At 62.0% G+C, this 15,527-nt stretch carries 18 protein-coding genes and 1 pseudogene; 8 read left to right on the top strand and 11 right to left on the bottom strand.

Translation table 11 applies throughout. The features are described 5' to 3' along the window. Positions 1 to 273: 273 nt before the first annotated feature. Entirely contained in the window at positions 274 to 1,437 is a 1,164-nt protein-coding gene (locus JFT44_RS28265; protein ID WP_076964881.1) for a DUF1624 domain-containing protein, read from the bottom strand. Between the two features lie 134 nt (positions 1,438 to 1,571). Between JFT44_RS28265 and JFT44_RS28270 the strand changes: the two genes are divergently transcribed. Further along, positions 1,572 to 2,117: a DUF924 family protein gene (locus JFT44_RS28270; RefSeq protein ID WP_057438680.1), complete on the top strand. Its 546-nt coding sequence runs from the start codon at positions 1,572 to 1,574 to the stop codon at positions 2,115 to 2,117. On the opposite strand, the gene JFT44_RS28275 is transcribed toward JFT44_RS28270, so the two are convergent. After that, the gene (locus tag JFT44_RS28275; protein ID WP_076964882.1) at positions 2,114 to 3,436 is read right to left on the bottom strand and encodes a hypothetical protein; all 1,323 of its coding nucleotides are present in this window, start codon (positions 3,434 to 3,436) and stop codon (positions 2,114 to 2,116) included. The genes JFT44_RS28270 and JFT44_RS28275 overlap by 4 nt on opposite strands. A gap of 228 nt (positions 3,437 to 3,664) precedes the next feature. On the opposite strand from JFT44_RS28275, the gene yfcF reads away from it, so the two are divergent. Next, on the top strand, positions 3,665 to 4,282 hold the full coding sequence (yfcF, locus tag JFT44_RS28280; RefSeq protein ID WP_154220691.1) for a glutathione transferase: 618 nt from the start codon (positions 3,665 to 3,667) through the stop codon (positions 4,280 to 4,282). Here the strand turns inward: yfcF and JFT44_RS28285 are convergent. Genes JFT44_RS28285 through JFT44_RS28295 form a run of 3 tightly spaced genes read right to left on the bottom strand, consistent with a single transcriptional unit; the run spans position 4,257 to position 6,072 of the window. Then, positions 4,257 to 4,532, bottom strand: coding sequence for a hypothetical protein (locus tag JFT44_RS28285; RefSeq protein ID WP_057438677.1), 276 nt, complete (start codon positions 4,530 to 4,532; stop codon positions 4,257 to 4,259). The two genes, yfcF and JFT44_RS28285, sit on opposite strands and share 26 nt — an antisense overlap. A 47-nt stretch (positions 4,533 to 4,579) precedes the next feature. Further along, the gene (locus JFT44_RS28290; RefSeq protein ID WP_076964884.1) at positions 4,580 to 5,329 is read right to left on the bottom strand and encodes a creatininase family protein; all 750 of its coding nucleotides are present in this window, start codon (positions 5,327 to 5,329) and stop codon (positions 4,580 to 4,582) included. Positions 5,330 to 5,373: 44 nt separating this feature from the next. Then, entirely contained in the window at positions 5,374 to 6,072 is a 699-nt protein-coding gene (locus tag JFT44_RS28295; protein WP_057438675.1) for a murein L,D-transpeptidase catalytic domain family protein, read from the bottom strand. A 37-nt stretch (positions 6,073 to 6,109) separates the two neighbouring features. On the opposite strand from JFT44_RS28295, the gene JFT44_RS28300 reads away from it, so the two are divergent. The 3 genes from JFT44_RS28300 to JFT44_RS28310 all read left to right on the top strand — a co-directional run bounded on the left by JFT44_RS28300 (position 6,110) and on the right by JFT44_RS28310 (position 9,523). Then, positions 6,110 to 7,675, top strand: coding sequence for a murein L,D-transpeptidase (locus tag JFT44_RS28300; RefSeq protein WP_076964885.1), 1,566 nt, complete (start codon positions 6,110 to 6,112; stop codon positions 7,673 to 7,675). A 129-nt stretch (positions 7,676 to 7,804) separates the two neighbouring features. After that, positions 7,805 to 8,182 (top strand): hypothetical protein, encoded by a 378-nt coding sequence (locus JFT44_RS28305; protein ID WP_076964886.1) that lies wholly within the window; start codon positions 7,805 to 7,807, stop codon positions 8,180 to 8,182. 129 nt (positions 8,183 to 8,311) lie between these two features. Continuing rightward, entirely contained in the window at positions 8,312 to 9,523 is a 1,212-nt protein-coding gene (locus JFT44_RS28310) for a YgcG family protein (protein WP_076964887.1), read from the top strand. A 14-nt stretch (positions 9,524 to 9,537) separates the two neighbouring features. On the opposite strand, the gene JFT44_RS28315 is transcribed toward JFT44_RS28310, so the two are convergent. From JFT44_RS28315 to JFT44_RS28330, 4 genes and pseudogenes are all read right to left on the bottom strand, one after another. Beyond that, positions 9,538 to 10,029, bottom strand: a complete 492-nt coding sequence (locus JFT44_RS28315) for a GNAT family N-acetyltransferase (RefSeq protein WP_057438672.1) — start codon at positions 10,027 to 10,029, stop codon at positions 9,538 to 9,540. 81 nt (positions 10,030 to 10,110) lie between these two features. Further along, entirely contained in the window at positions 10,111 to 10,548 is a 438-nt protein-coding gene (locus JFT44_RS28320) for a GNAT family N-acetyltransferase (RefSeq protein ID WP_076964903.1), read from the bottom strand. A 117-nt stretch (positions 10,549 to 10,665) separates the two neighbouring features. Then, positions 10,666 to 10,893, bottom strand: a pseudogene (locus JFT44_RS28940) (ASCH domain-containing protein); the annotation flags it as partial. A 28-nt stretch (positions 10,894 to 10,921) separates the two neighbouring features. Then, complete coding sequence (locus JFT44_RS28330) at positions 10,922 to 11,524, bottom strand: response regulator transcription factor (RefSeq protein WP_057438671.1); 603 nt, start codon at positions 11,522 to 11,524, stop codon at positions 10,922 to 10,924. Between the two features lie 110 nt (positions 11,525 to 11,634). Between JFT44_RS28330 and JFT44_RS28335 the strand changes: the two genes are divergently transcribed. Beyond that, positions 11,635 to 13,248 carry a hybrid sensor histidine kinase/response regulator gene (locus JFT44_RS28335; protein ID WP_076964888.1) on the top strand — a complete coding sequence of 538 codons (1,614 nt, stop codon included), beginning with the start codon at positions 11,635 to 11,637 and terminating at the stop codon, positions 13,246 to 13,248. Here the strand turns inward: JFT44_RS28335 and JFT44_RS28340 are convergent. Then, a complete protein-coding gene (locus JFT44_RS28340) occupies positions 13,241 to 13,573 on the bottom strand; it encodes a hypothetical protein (RefSeq protein WP_057438669.1) in 333 nt (110 codons plus the stop codon). The two genes, JFT44_RS28335 and JFT44_RS28340, sit on opposite strands and share 8 nt — an antisense overlap. 192 nt (positions 13,574 to 13,765) lie before the next feature. On the opposite strand from JFT44_RS28340, the gene JFT44_RS28345 reads away from it, so the two are divergent. Next, positions 13,766 to 14,236: a GNAT family N-acetyltransferase gene (locus JFT44_RS28345; RefSeq protein ID WP_076964889.1), complete on the top strand. Its 471-nt coding sequence runs from the start codon at positions 13,766 to 13,768 to the stop codon at positions 14,234 to 14,236. On the opposite strand, the gene JFT44_RS28350 is transcribed toward JFT44_RS28345, so the two are convergent. After that, positions 14,217 to 14,711 carry an HIT family protein gene (locus tag JFT44_RS28350; protein ID WP_076964890.1) on the bottom strand — a complete coding sequence of 165 codons (495 nt, stop codon included), beginning with the start codon at positions 14,709 to 14,711 and terminating at the stop codon, positions 14,217 to 14,219. The genes JFT44_RS28345 and JFT44_RS28350 overlap by 20 nt on opposite strands. Before the next feature lie 135 nt (positions 14,712 to 14,846). On the opposite strand from JFT44_RS28350, the gene JFT44_RS28355 reads away from it, so the two are divergent. Continuing rightward, positions 14,847 to 15,176 (top strand): DHCW motif cupin fold protein, encoded by a 330-nt coding sequence (locus JFT44_RS28355; RefSeq protein WP_076964891.1) that lies wholly within the window; start codon positions 14,847 to 14,849, stop codon positions 15,174 to 15,176. Positions 15,177 to 15,527: the final 351 nt, after the last annotated feature.

The raw sequence follows: 15,527 nt of genomic DNA on the forward strand, positions 1-15,527 counted from the left end.
CAAGCCCTGGTCATCATTGGCCGCAAGCTGGCGCGCATCGCCTTTTCGCTCATGAAAAACCTGAGCGAATACCAGTCAAAAGCGGTTTTGGGGGCTTCCCCAAAACCATAGAATCTCCCACATTTGATTTGTGGCGGCACCACAACTCTCTGCCACGCGCAGCCCCCCTGTGGGAGCGGGCTTGCCCGCGATAGCGGCAGCCCATTCACTGCTTCTGGCAACTGACCCACCGCCATCCCAGGCAAGCCAGTTCCCACATATGGATCTTTGTGCTCAGAGGTATTTGAGCCACGCTATATCCCGCCGCCGGGCCTTCAGCCGGGCAAACCAGCGGACGGGTAGGTACAACGCCAGCGGCAGTAACAACGCCACCAGCCACACCGCCCCCACGCTGTCGAACCCAAAGTGCGTCCCCTGGTTCAGGCCAAACAGCGCCACACCCATCACGTACAACACCTTCAGCACATACAGGTGCAGCAAGTAGAAGAACATCGGCGCCGCGCCGAACACCGCCAGTATGTCGATCCAGCGCCGCTGCCCGGCGCGTTCAAAGGCCAGCAGCAACACCAGCCCCACGCCCAGGGTCAGCGCCAGGAACAGCAATGACGGCGGATACTTGGTGATGTTGAAGAAGCTCATCCAGGTCTGCACCGGACTGTCATAGTTGTGCCACGGCGCCTCACCGTAACCATTGATCGCGCGCAGCACCCCAAAGCCCACCAGCGCGCAAATGCCCGCCAGCAACAGATACCGCTGACGCCGCGCCGCCGGCATTGCCCCGGAAAACCACGGGCCGAGGCTGTAACCCAGGGCAATCACCCCGATCCACGGCAACACCGGGTAGGTCGTGCGCAGGCGCAGGGTGTCGCTCACCTCGATCCAGCTGCGCTCATGCAGGATCGTCCAGGAAATATGCCACGCCGACCCCGCCGCGAAATGCACGCCATCGAGCAGGTTATGCCCGCCAATGATCACCAGCGCCAGGCCGATCAGCAGCGGGCGGGGCAGCCACACCAGCGCGGCGAGGGCGATCATGCTCACGCCGATGGCCCAGATCACCTGCATATAGATCACGCTGGGGGGCAGTTGGAAGGTCCAGGCGAAGTTCACCAGGGTAAATTCCAGCACCACCAGGAACAGCCCGCGCTTGAACAGAAACGCCGCAACATCGCCACGGCCTTGGTACTTTTCGCCGTACAGATACGCCGACAAGCCGGTCAGCAACACAAACACCGGCGCACACAAGTGGGCCAGGGTGCGGCTGATAAACAGCGCCGGTTCCGTGATGTCGATGCTCATCGGGTCGCTGACCTGGCGGTGCAGCAGGAACGTCTCACGCACGTGGTCGAGCAACATGAACAGGATCACCAGGCCACGCAGGGCGTCGATGGAGAGCAGGCGTTGGCGTAAACGGGCAGCGGGAACAGCGTCGGTCATGGTGCAGGGTCGCCGGCGGGAATGTAGGGGCGGTTATCTTATAACATTGGTCGGCAGCTGTGGATTTCTCAGTCGGAATCGGGCCCTGCAGGTGCTAGGGTAGGGCGCAGACTTTGACCACCCTGGAGTGACTTATGAGCGTCCCCGTTGATATCAAGGCTGTCGTGCAATTCTGGATGGCGGCGGGCCCATCACGCTGGTTCAAGAAAGATCCACAGTTCGATGCCGAGTTTGGCGCCCGCTTCCACGAGGCGCACTTCCAGGCAGCCAGGGGCGAACTGGAACACTGGATGGACGAGCCCGAAGGCGCGCTGGCGCTGCTGATCCTGCTCGATCAATACCCGCGCAACACCTTCCGGGGTACCGCCCATATGTTCGCGACCGATCCACTGGCCAGGGCTTATGCCGCACGTATGATCGACGCCGGGATGGATCGGCTGATTGACCCGGCATTGCGGGCGTTTTGCTATTTGCCTTTCGAACATTCCGAAAGCCCTGAGGACCAGCAGCGCTCCCTGGCGCTAAACAAACAACTGGATGCCGACACCTATCACTGGGCTAAGGAGCATGCCGAGATCATCCAGAGATTCGGCCGCTTTCCCCATCGCAATGGGGCGTTGGGCCGGGTGACGACCGAGGAGGAGCAGGCGTTCCTCAGCGGTGGTGGGTTCTCTGGCTAGGGCGCGACGGCGATGGGTTGTCGGCAGGCTTCCAACGCGGAGAGAAACTGGGCTTTGTTGCTCAGCATGCGTTTCGCCACCTCGTCCTGATACTGGGCGACTTGGCTGGTGGAAAGGTTCATGCACGTGCCGAATAGCTCATTGGCCTGCTTGATCACCGAGGCTTTGTCAGCCGCAGTGATAACTGTGGCCGGGTCGAACCAGGAGGAGACAAAGTTCAGCGCGGCGGCTCTGCGTTGCATGGAGCCTGGGGGGCTGTCTTTGACCAGTGCTATGTGGTTTTTCGTGTCGCTGCGGGTTTCGGCACTTTCCAGGCTGGCTTTGATTGCGCCGATTTTATCGGCGGTGATTTCGCGGCTTCCAGCATCGGCGTCCAGCTGACTTTTCAAGGCCGAAAATACCAGTTGCTGGGAGTCGTTGGCCACCGCGCCCTCGGCTTTTCGCACCTCCAGCACTACATAGGAGTTGTCTCGATAGTCACAGCCATCCCGGGGTGCTTCCTTGGCGTTGCAGGTGCCATCCTTTTTCACCAGACGGGCGCGAGCGCTGTTGTACACCAGGCTCTCCCACGGCGGCGCCGCACCACGGTCTTCGGTGCGTACCAGTACGTAGTCGCCGGTCTCGAGGTAGCCGGTTTTGGGGTTTTTGGGGTCTACACGGGTATTCATACCCACTAGGTCGAAGGAGTAGGTAAACGCATTGTCGTCCTGGTCATCCTTAATAAACGTATCGGCCAGGGCCGACAACACGTTTGCTGCCGGATGCGCGGGCGGGTAGAAGGTCTTGCCCAGGCTGGCCAGGCTGCCGAGCATCTGCCGCACCTGGGCGCCGCTCTCGTCCAGCTCGATGATGTAGATATCCAACTTGAAGGGGTTGCCGTTGTAAGTCATCGGGCCGTAGACGTTATTGAGGTTGGAGAGGTTCAGGTATTGGTTTTCGCGCACGTCATTGGAGTAGAAGATGACTTTGGAGCTACGGATGCCTTCGGGGCCGTGTTTACGGTCGCAAGGGCTTTCACAGGTGCTGGCTACAATCGCAATATCGCCGGTGGCGGGCTCGCCGCGGGCCAGGCGCAAGGGGCTGGTCCATTCGGTCAGGTCTTTGATAAAGACGGTCTTGAGGGTAATGGCGATAGGGTCGCCGGCTTTGAGCAGGTGTTTCGCCTCGCTGGCGTAGATGTTTTTGGCGCTTAGCGGACCGTCAACCGCGCCGGGGCGGTGATAGCGATAGTCGACAGCGCCTTGGTTGCTGATTGCGCAGCCGCCGAGATTCAGCAGGGTTACGGTTGCCAGCAGGTAAGCGGGTTGCAAAGCGTGCATGGGGTTCTCCTTGACGGGCGGTCGCCTCAGCGAAGAATAGTCAAGGCCGGCGGTGTTGCCATTAAATCGCCAGCTCTGGAAAGCCCCCACATTTACGGGGTGTTCCTGCATTTTGAGCGGCTATTCCCTTCAGGAATGGCCCCATAAAAAAGCGACATTGTATTTATCGCTGCACATCTCGTAGCGTGGCTGCTCACCCAAGGAGATGCCACCGTGACTGACCTGCCGATGCGCTTGTATGTCGATGCCCTGTTCACCAGCCCGTATGCAATGTCGGTGTTTGTGACCCTGCGGGAAAAAGGCCTACCGTTCGAGGTGCGCCCCCTCGACCTTGACGCGCTGGAGCAGCAGTCGCCGGTGTTTACCGGGCTGTCCGTGACCCAGCGGGTGCCGACCCTGGAGCAGGCTGGGTTTGCCTTGTCCGAGTCGTCGGCGATTACCGAGTACCTGGAGGATGTGTTCCCGCAGGTGCCGGTGTACCCCAGGGAGCCGCGCCAACGTGCGCGGGCACGGCAGATTCAGGCATGGTTGCGCAGCGATCTGCTGGCGATCCGCCAGGAACGCTCCACACTGGTGGTGTTTTGCGGGGTCCAGTATGGCCCGTTATCAACCCAGGCCCAGGTGGCGGCCGACAAGCTGATTGCGGCGGCGCAGCAATGGTTGGCCGAGGGCGACGACTACCTGTTTGGCCAATGGTCGATTGCCGATGTGGACCTGGCCGTGATGCTCAACCGGCTGATCCTCAATGGCGATCCGGTGCCCGCGCGGTTGGTGGCATATGCCCAGCGTCAGTGGCAGCGGCCATCGGTACAGGCCTGGGTCAACCAGGCACGTCCGGCGTTGTAGCGCCCAGCGGCCATTCCTGCGCGACTCGGCGGTCGAGGTCTTCCCAGTCTTCCATGCCGAGCACCCGGGTGGTGTTCAGGCCGCGTATGTAGCCGCGCAACTGCTGGGCGGCGGCGCTGGCCTGATCGGCATCGGCAGTCGGGTCCTGCAGGACGTTTTCGTACTCGATCAAATAGTCGGCAACGCGCTCGCGATACTCTGGCAGGACGGCGTTGCGGATGCGATCAAAGGTCTTCTGATGGGGTTTCATGGAGAGGTCCTTCTTATAGATTTTATTGTGTGCCGGTGTCGCAACCGTCAGTGTGGCATGGCTTCGCGGCTGAAAGCCTCCACTGCGGACACCAGGCCCTTGGCGGCCAGCACCACCAGTTCAGCACCTTTCTCAGGCGTTGCCAGGGTCGGGTCGGAACCCATCCGGCCATCCGGGTGGCGGGCGCGGAAATCCTGTGCCTCGCGGATCGGGCCGGAAGACGCTATCTGCGGTGAATAGTCGGCGGTCTTGATCAAGTCCGGATAAGCCCATTGGGTAATCGCAATCTCGGAAGGGGTGGCATGGGTGCCATGCCCCGTCGGGAACTGCGCGCGCGCCAGTTCGCCAACACCTTCCAGGTCCCACCAGTTGCACAGCTTCAAGGCAAAGCCGGCAGGGCGACGGGCGAAGCTGGCCTCGGCGTACAGTTCGGAAAAGGCGGCTTCGATGGTGGCGATATTGCCGCCGTGGCCATTGAGAAACAGGATTTTCTCGAAGCCGTGGGCCGCCAGGGAGCGGGTCCAGTCACCGATGGCGGCGATAAACGTCGACGGGCGCAGGGAGATGGTGCCGGGGAACCCAAGGTGATGCTGGGCCATGCCGATATTGAAGGTCGGGCCGACCAGGATATCGGCGTCTTTTTGCGCGTGATGGGCAATGATTTCCGGGCACATCCAATCGGTGCCCAACAGGCCGGTAGGGCCATGTTGTTCATTGGAACCGATAGGAATCACCACGGTGCGGCTACGGTCGAGAAATTGGCTTATCTCGATCCACGTTGACTGGTGCAAAAGCATTGGAGGTTCTCTCTCTGGTCAGGCTCGGCCTTCCAGATACTACCTCAACCGGCGCTGGCGATCTGGCGCGGCTTGCAATTGAGGTAGGGCGAGGATTTCAGCCAGCGCTGGTCGGGGTACCAGGAAAACATGAACTGGCCATCCTTGAGTTTGTCCACCACCTGGCGCGCCACCTGCGGACGCACGGCGGGGCAGCCCTGGCTGCGGCCGATGCGGCCTTCACGCTTGCTCCACAAGGGGCTGACGTAGTCGGCGGCGTGGATCACGATGGCACGGTCGCGGGCCTGGTCATTGAACCCCGGCTCCAGGCCGTCCATGCGCAGCGAGTAGCCATGGGTGCCCTGGTAGCTCTCCTGGGTGCGGAACAACCCGAGGCTGGATTGATGGCTGCCTTCGCTGTTGGAGAACTGGGTGGCGAAGTTTTCCCCGGATTTTTGCCCGTGGGCTACCAGGTCGCGTAGCACCAGTTTTTTTTGCCGCAGATCGAAAATCCACAGGCGACGGGCGGTCGAAGGTTGCGAGTAGTCGATCACGGCCAGGCGTTCAGAGCGTTCCTGGCCGTTATTGACAGCACATTGCATCGCGCTGAGGGCACTTTTAAGTACAGTGGGATTGAGTTCTGGAGCCGAGCGCGCCAGGCTGTTATACAAGGTATGAGGTTTGGCATTCTCTGCGAAGGCACCCGTACAGAACGCGCCCAGGGTGGCGGCGATCAGGCCGAGTCGGCAGTAAATATTCAGCATTTATCTAGCATCTCCGCCGTAGATTGGAGCTAAGCCATTGTTCAAAAAACACGCATGTTACTTGAGCCTTTGCTTGCTCGTAGCACCATTGGTCGCCATGGCCGATGAACTGCCGGTCGAGCCGCCAAACCCAGTACAGCTGGCACTTGGGCAGTTGTCGAGTGTTTGCCCCGATTTGGCGACCCAACTGGATACACCGGCCGAGCTGCGGCTGCAGGCTTTTTACCAGCAACAAGGCAATGCTGCCCTGTGGTCGGTGGACGATCGCCGAACGGCCCTGCAGGGCCAGTTGCTGTTGCTGGCCGACGACGGCCTCGATCCGGCGCACTACCGGCTGCCCGACGTGGCAACCACCAGCAATGTGCTGTGTACCGACTTCGCAACCAGCCAGCACTACCTGCAGGCCCTGCATGACTTGCACTATGGCCGTTTGCAACAGGCCCATTACGAGCCGCTGTGGCATTCCCAGCCGCCAACTGAGGATCCGGCCGTTGCGGTGCTGGCCCTGGCCAACGCGGGGCTTGCGGACATGCCGGCGGCGTTCGACCAGGCCCGGCCCTCAGCCGGTCTGTATCGTAGCCTGCGCGCGGCCTATGCCACCCAACGCCTGCAACCCTTGCCGCAGTGGGGTGTGATTGCCGACGGCCCATTGCTGCGTCCCGGCGGCGAAGACCCACGGGTACCGGCCCTGGCCCGACGCCTGGTCAGTGGCGGCCAGTTGGCGAGCGTGCCCAAGGGCAATCAATACGGCAATGAGCTGGTGGCGGCGGTGAAGCGCTTCCAGGCCAGCCATTCGTTGCAAGCCGACGGGGTGATCGGCCCGGGCACGGTGGCCGAGCTTAACGTCAGCCCGGCGGTGCGCCGCGAGCAACTGCGGGTCAACCTCGAACGTTTTCGCTGGCTGGCCCAGGACCTGGAGCCAGATGGCATTCTGGTCAACGTCGCGGCGGCCCAGTTGAGTGTCTATCAGGGTGGTGTGCCCGTGTGGCAGACCCGCCTGCAGGTGGGCCGCGCCGAACGGCAGACGCCGCTGCTCAAGTCGCGCATCACACGCCTGACCCTCAACCCTACCTGGACCATCCCGCCGACCATCATGCGCGAGGACAAACTGCCGGCCATCCGCCTGAACCCGGAGTACCTGCGCCAACAGAACCTCAAAGTGCTCGACAGTGAAGGCCGCGCCCTGTCGCCCGAGCAGGTGGACTGGTCGCACCCCGGCAACATCCTCCTGCGCCAGGACGCCGGCCCGCGCAACCCGCTGGGCAAGATCGTCATGCGCTTCCCCAATCCATTCTCTGTGTACCTGCACGATACGCCCAGCCAACCGTTGTTCAGCAAGGGGCCACGGGCGTTCAGCTCGGGGTGTGTGCGGGTGGAGCAGCCGATGCTGCTGCGCGATCTGCTGGTGAACCCGGCAGAAAAAGCGCGGACCGAGGAATTGCTGGCGACCGGGCTGACCCATGAGTTCCGCCTGGCCACGCCGGTCCCGGTGTTGCTGGGGTACTGGACGGTGCAGGTGGATAGCCAGGGGGCGTTGCTGTACGCGCCGGATATCTATGGCCGCGATGGCGTGCTGTTGAAGGCCTTGGGCGCGGTCCTGTAGGTGCGCAGCGACGCGCAATATGAGACCCGGTTGGCATCCTTGAAAAATTAACCATCAGGCATTTCTCAAACACTCAAGAAACCGACCAAGCTTGCCGACGTGATGGGTACATACCCAGGAGCGTTCAATATGAGCAGTCAACGTTTGGCAGTCGGTATCAGCCTGTTTTTCGCGCTCGTCAGTGGCACTGCCCAGGCGGCGCCCGTGAGCCACGGTGTTATCCAGTTCCGCGGCAGCATCGTCGAGGCAACATGCACTACGGGCGACGGGGCGGGGGCGACATTGGCCCTGAGTGGTTGCCCGCAGTTTGTACCCGCAAGCAACGTCAGCGCCCAGGGGGTCGAACCGGTGCGTACCGTCAGTGCCTTGGACCACTCGGTGGTCAAGGTCAAGATGGTGACTGAAACGCGCGATGGTCGTTACTTCGATCGGCAATACAACTTGAGCGATGCGGCAGGCAAACCGTTGCGTTCAGGGGCTTACCTGGTGACGCTGAGTTATCCCTGATTGTCGCGATGTCGAAGGTCCGGCTCGTAGGCGCGTGTTGCCACGAACTTTTCCCGTCAGCCTGGAGATTCAACGCGGGTTGATCAGGTAAAGTCGGCGTCTTCAGGATGAAACGTCAGGTAACAAACTATGGGGCAGTTTATACGGCAATCGGTCTTGGGCCTGCTGGTCATGGTGTTCACCACGCTGGCCGTGGCGCAAACGGCGCCTCCGGCATTGGAGAATGTGCCGCTGAACCAGCGGGTGATCGACCTGACCCATACCCTGGATACCTCGACCCAGCAGCGTCTGACTGAGCAACTGGCAGACCTCGAACAACGCAAAGGCGCGCAAATCGCCGTGATGCTGCTGCCGAGTACGGGCGATGCTGACCTCGAAACATTCACCACCCAACTGTTTCGCGCCTGGAAATTGGGGCGCAAGGGCATCGACGACGGTATTTTGCTGCTGGTGGTCAAGGACGACCGCACTGTGCGGATCGAAGTCGGTTACGGCCTGGAGGGGGTGGTCACGGACCTGTTGAGCGACCGGATTATCGAGGAGCAACTGAACCCGGCGTTTCGCCAGGGCGATTACGCTGGCGGTGTGCAGCGCGCCGTGGACGCCCTGACCGTGCTGGTCGAGGGGGGGGACTTGCCGGCAGTAGACCAGACCCGGGAAACAGTGGATGAAACTGCGGTGTTGCTGGCGCTGATTCTGGGGGCCGTCGGCGGGGTGCTGCTGGCCTCGGGCAAGCTGCATTGGCGCCGCGGCCTGATTGCCGGCCTGGTGCTGACTGTGTTGCTGACGGCACTGGCCGCGATCAATGGCAAGGCCTGGCCGATCTATGTGCTGGCGCTGCCGTTTTGTATGTCGATCAGCGCGGCCCTGTTCGGCGCGTTATGGCAGGCCAAGGCGGTGTTTTATTGCGTAGTGGGGCTGATGACCTACAGCATCGGCCTGGGGTTGGTGGATCACTACCTGACTGAAGTGTCCTTTATGAACTGGCTGGCATGGCCGCTGGCCGCGCTGGCGGTGCTGGGCCTGTACCTGATCCTGTTCGCGGTGATGAAAGCCGCCTGGAAACACAGTCGGCTGGGTTTTTGCGTGCAATCGGTGATGGTGCTGGGGGTGTATGGCGCGGCGGGGTACATGCTGGAGATGGGGCTTGATGGCTGGTTGTTCGCCTGGCCCATCAGCTCGTTCGCGGCGTTGTTCATTTATGGTCAGGGCACGGGCGGGTCGAGCTCCGGTTCCAGCGACCGTTCAAGCTCCAGCTCCAGTTCAAGTTCAAGCTCCGGTGGCGGGTTTTCCGGTGGCGGCGGTTCCAGCGGCGGCGGTGGGGCCTCAGGGAGCTGGTGAGGCCCCGTGCCGGCTCAGAGCGTCATCACCATTTCATGCCAAGCCATCCCGCCGTGGTCTGACGCCGAGGGCTGCACATACTGGTAACCCATGCGCGTGTACAGCGGCACATGCTGCTCCTTACACATCAAGTGGATGGTCTGTTTGCCCATCCCGCGCATGCGCTGCACAAAGGCTGTCATCAATTGCGTGGCGTAGCCCTTGCCCTGGTGCGCCGGGTCCACCACCACCGACATGATCACTACATTCGGCGCATCCGCTGAGTGCCCCACCAACTCCTTGAAGGCCTCATCCGACATCACCACATCATGGGCGCAACCGCCGTTGATAAAGCCCACTACCTGACCGTCCGCTTCCAGAATCAGGAAGCCTTGCGGGTACAGGGCGATACGCGTGGCGATCTTCTCCAGGGTCGCGGCTTCATCGCCCTCATAGGCGCTGATTTCGATCTCGTAGCAGCGGGCGGCGTCTGCCGGCGTGGCGTTGCGCAAGGTGAGGGCGGGCATGGGGATTCCTGGGCTGGGCGATTGAACGAGGGGCTGCATGATAGCGGGGTCGGTGCGCTGGCGAAAATCCCAGTGCCGGGCTTATTGCCGGTGCTTCTCCATCCGAATATCCCCGTCCGCCAATTGCTCAACCTCCACCCAGCCCAGGCGCTGGTAAAACCCACTGGCCCGGCTCGCTTGGGCGGTTTCCAGCCAGATCTGTCGATGGTGCTGGAACAACAAGGCTTCGGCCTGCTCCATCAGTTTGCGGCCCAGCCCGCGGCCTTCGAATTCGGGGCGGATGAAGGCGGCAAATACACAGCCGTCGTCGATATCGGCCATGGCAAACCCGACCGCTACACCTTGCACCTCGGCGACCCAGACGCAGGGCGCTTGCTGCATGGCTAGTTGGATGGCATCGGGGGTGATGCCCATTTCTGCCAACTGCTCGTGGGACAGGTGGTTTTCCCTGACGCTGGTGCGAATGTCGAAGATGGCGTCGATATCTGCCGGGGTGGCGACTCTGATAGGGCTGTTCATGCAGTTCTCGCTGTTATCCATGAATTCAACGTCGTAGATCCCGCGTGCCGCCAGGGCGGTGAAGGGGCGGGTGAGCGGCCGTACATCACTCAGTTCCCAGGCGAGCCAGCCTTCCTCGAAATAGCTGGCGCAGGCCGCTGGCACGTCCTCTGCGGTGAACGCACGCACTGCTTTTACCCGTACGATGGCGACGGCCACGCCGGTTTCATCTTCATCGTCATCGGTATGCAAGAAGCGCCCGTTCTCGACAATCAGCAGGTCCTGGGACGGCTCCAGTTGTGGCTGCCAGCGGCGGATTTCCAGGGTTTTTTCGCCTGCGGCGATGCGGCTGCCGCTGGGGCGCACGATGGAGAGGGCTTTGATGGTGCTGCTCCTAAAGAGGGGTGTTGTACTTCACTGCCGCCGCTGCCCGCGATGGCACGTTCAGACTTCTCAACAACCCCGACACATGGATGCGTACGGTAAACGGCGAAATATCCAGGGCCTTGGCGATTTCCTTGTTGGTCTTGCCTTGGGCGATCAGTCGCAACACCTCCTGCTGGCGCGCGGTCAGGGTGTTGGTGTCCAGGGGCAACAGCCCCGAGGGGGCGAACTTGACCAGCACCTCGCCCTGGCGGATGGCGAGCAGGGCCTGGCCGATTTCTTCGGGGGCGATGTTCTTGCCGATAAAACCATCGGCGCCCAGCGCCATCACCTGTTCGATCAACCCCGGGTCATCGACCATCGACACCACGATCAGCGTGGTGCGCCGCAGTTGCTGGCGCAGCTCGCCCAACTGGCTGATACAGGTCAGGCCGGGGAAGCGCAAATCGAGGATCAGGGTGTCGACTTCGCTGCCGCTCTTGAGCAGGTGCAGCACTGTATCCAGGTCGCCGGCCTGTTCCACGCGGGCCTCGGGCAGCAGGCGTTGCACGGTGCGCAGCATGCCTTCTCGAAACATGGGATGGTCGTCGGCGATGATGATCCGGCATGTCATGGTGTGCTCCTCCCTGGGGCCAGGTTGTGTGGCGTGCTACTTTACCATTCTGCTCAGCGCCTGCCTGCTGGGGGCACAGTTTAGACGATGACCGTACAAGGACGTTGCCCATGAAGTTCGTGAAAGACGCCGAACTGGACCAAGCCAACCTGCGTATTGTGGTGGCCGTCTGCGCCATTGTGTACATCAGCCTGCTGGGCTTTTTGCCGGGGCAGTCGATGGACCGCTATGTGCCGGTGATTATTTATATTTGCCTGTTTCTGCTGGTCTCGGTTGTGCTGCGCCAGGTGATCGCACGCTGGCCCGGGCATTACCCGGCGCGACGGGTTTTCGGGATGATCCACGACTACACCGGCACCTCGTTCGGCCTGGTAGTCGGCGGCGAGGCGGCATTGCCGCTGTATGCGGTGATGGTCTGGGTCAACCTGGGCAATGGCATGCGTTATGGCTCGCGCTACCTGGCGATTGCCACGGGCCTGGCGTTGCTGGCGCTGCTGATTGTGTATCGGCTGACCCCGTTGTGGCAGGCGCAGCCCTTTATGGTGCTGATGCTGATGATTACCAGCACGGTGATCCCGGTCTACGCCCACCTGCTGCTGGAGCGCACGCGCAAGGCGTCTGAAGAGGCCACCGCCGCCAACCTGGAAAAGTCGCGCTTCCTCGCCCAGGCCAGCCATGATCTGCGCCAGCCCATCCACTCCATCGGCCTGTTTACGGCGTGCCTGCGTGAAGCGCGGTTGGGCGATGAGGAGCGGCGGCTGGTGGACAATATCGACCGTTCGCTGCTCAACGTCTCGCAGTTGTTCCGCTCCATTCTCGATCTCTACACCCTGGATAACGGCCGGCTGCTGCCCAAATACCAGGTGGTGCATCTGGGTGAGTGGCTGGCCGACCTGCTGCGGCAAAACGCCGAAGCCGCACGCTGGGCCGGCGTAGAACTGCGCCTGCGCCCCTGCGCCCACTGGGTGCGGGTGGATCCGGCGCTGTTGGCAACGATGGTGCAGAACGTGCTCTCCAATTGCTTCAAGTACGGCGGCCAGCGCCCGGTACTGATCGGCGTGCGCCAGCGCGGCGGCGAGGTGCGGGTGGAGATTCACGACCAGGGCCGGGGGATTGCCGAGGAGCATCTGCCGCGGGTCTTCGAGGAGTTCTATCGCGTCCGCCACCTGCGCGACAAGGACGTCGAAGGGGTCGGCCTGGGCTTGTCCATCGTCAAGCGTCTGGGGCAGTTGATGGACATGGACGTGGTGCTGCGCTCCCGGGTGGGCCATGGCACGTCCGTCAGCCTGCGCGGGTTGCACCTGGCGACCGCGCCCCATCAACCCCCGGTGCGCGACGATGCACGCCAGGCGGGGCTGTTGACCGGCTTGAAAGTGTGCCTGGTGGAAGATGACCACAACGTGCTGCTGGCCACCCAGGCATTGCTGGAGCGTTGGGGCTGCCAGGTGCAGGCGGAGTCGAGCGGGCATAACCTGGTCAGCGATTGCGACATCATCGTCGCCGACTATGACCTGGGCAATCACGCCACCGGTATCGAGTGCATCGACCGGTTGCGTGCACAGCGTGGCGTGGCGGTGCCGGCGCTGATTCTGACCGGGCATGAGGTGGAGAAGATCCAGGCGGCGCTGCACGACCGGCAGATCGCCATTTTGTCCAAGCCAGTGCGCCCCGCTGAACTACGGGGCACCCTGCGCGACCTCAGCCAGGGGCCGGTTACTAGTTAAACGGCGTCAACCCGTTACCCCGGGCGCCCTTGGGTTGGCAGTAGGCGGCGGGTTTCATCATGCCAAAGCTGGCCACTGCAAACATCCCGCCGCTGGCACCGCTGGGCACGGAGCAGTTGTAGTCACCGGAGGCGGTGCTGGCGATGTAATAGGTGGTCATGGAGTCGCTGCGGACATTGGAGACACGCTTGACCGGCTCGCCGAGGTTGGTTTCCGAGAGGGTCTTGAGGTGGTCTTCGGTGGGCTTGATATTGCTGCAACCGGCAACACCGAGCATCAGGGCGCCCAACAGGGCAAGGCGGGCGACAGGGGAGTGCAGTTTCATGGCGTGTCTTCCTTGGGGTTGTTTTAGTGTTTTCAACGCACAACGATCCCTTGCACGGCGGGTTCGACGTGCTGGCGGGGAGCATTGGAGTACCGGGGAATATAGCGCCGGGGGCCTGCGGGGTCGATTAGCACAAGTGTGCTAATGGCACCTTGAGGTCACGGCAAACAGAGTTAATTCAGGGAGATTCGCATGCTGCAAATCAGACGCGCCACCGACGACGATGGCCCCATCGCCTTCGACATTCGCCGTCAGGCGATCCGCGGCCAATGCATCGGCGCCTACACCGCCGAACAGATGCTGACCTGGACCCGTGGCGCGGCCGAGGACGGCTATACCGCGCTAATGGCCAAGCCGTTTTACCTGGGCTGCGTCGATGGCGAGCCGGTCGCCACGGGCATGCTTGACCCGGCGCACCGGGAAGTGGGAGCGCTGTTTGTGCTGCCCGGTTCTATCGGGCGCGGTTTTGGCCAGCAGATGCTTGAGCACCTGGAGCAAGTGGCGCTGGAGTTGGGGATTGAGGAGGTGGTGCTGGACGCGACGTTGAATGCCGCGCAGTTCTATCGCAGCCGTGGTTATGAAGGCTGCGAACAGTCCATCTATCATTCGCCTTCGGGGCTGGAGCTGGCGTGTATCCCGATGGTCAAGCGCCTGACTGTTTGAACGCCGCCCGCAGCCGTTCGATCACGCCCGGCACCGTGAGCCCGGCCGTCGCGGGTGGCGTCGGGTTCTCACCGAACTCGCGCCAGATAAACAGGGTGAGTTCGGCCCCATCCGTCGCCGCTTGCCCGTCGCTGCCAGCGCCGAAGTCTTGCAGCACCCGGTAGCGCTCATCCTCCCAGAACAGCGTTTCGACCCAGTCATAGACCGGGATCAAATGAAAATGCAGCGGGAAACCGGGCATATGCCCAAAGCGGCTGATGTATAGCCACTTGGGTTGGAGCTGTACTTCCATCACCCGCTGGGTTTTCGCCAGTAGGCCACCCATTTCCGCCAGGGCCGCGTCGGGCAGGTCAGCCAGCGAGCTGATTGGCGTCTTGGCCCCCAGCATCAAATAACCGGGCAGGGCCGAGGCCAGGTGATGGTTGAGCAGCCAGTGTTCGGTTTCGTGGAGGATATGGGACGGAGCAATGTGCATGGCCGGGCACCTAGGTCGGGCCGGCAGGATACCAAAGGCAACCCCCTGTATCCCAGAAATGGGCGCGATCTGTGTCTTTCGACGGGCGGGTCTTGTGGGTACTGTCCTGCTCTTTGCTTTAACGCTGAGGCAATCATGGATCTACTGGCTACCCCTTTTGGCACCACCGACTGGTCGAGCGTCGAACCAGAGTTGCACCCTGGCGAAACCGGCAGCGCCCTATGGCGCACCTGCCATTTCGGCACCACCCGCGTGCGCATGGTCGAATACAGCCCTGGCTACCTGGCTGACCACTGGTGTTGGCGCGGTCATGTGTTGTTGTGCCTGGAGGGGGAGTTGCAGACTGAACTGGAGGATGGCCGCCAGTTCACCCTGACGGCGGGGATGAGTTATCAGGTGGGCAACGACAGGGACGGGCACCGGTCGAGCACAGCCACCGGGGCCAGGCTGTTTATTGTGGATTGATTAGTCGTCCATCGGCTGAGATGGATCCATCGTGGGGTTTTCAGAGTTTGGTGTCTCGGCACAACTCCCGTATTTGATGGGCGGTGTGGCACAAAACTCTGCGCTCGGCAAAGATCCCTGTGGGAGTTGGATTGCTCGCGGTGGCCATCGGTATCTTCTTCTGGGTATGTGTACATATCCGTTGCTGCGGTTATGGCCACTTAGGGTTCCGCCCTTACGGCGGGTCACTTTGGAAGAGCGCCAAAGTAAGCAAAGCGCTCTTGCCCCACCACTCGGTGCCTCGCCTAGGCTCGGCATGCCCGCAGTCAGGCATTGCTCCGTGGGCCCGCCGCGATCGGCCATCCCTGGCCG

Origin of the sequence: Pseudomonas sp. MF5691 (assembly GCF_016405645.1) — a bacterium.
Lineage (GTDB): Bacteria > Pseudomonadota > Gammaproteobacteria > Pseudomonadales > Pseudomonadaceae > Aquipseudomonas > Aquipseudomonas shahriarae.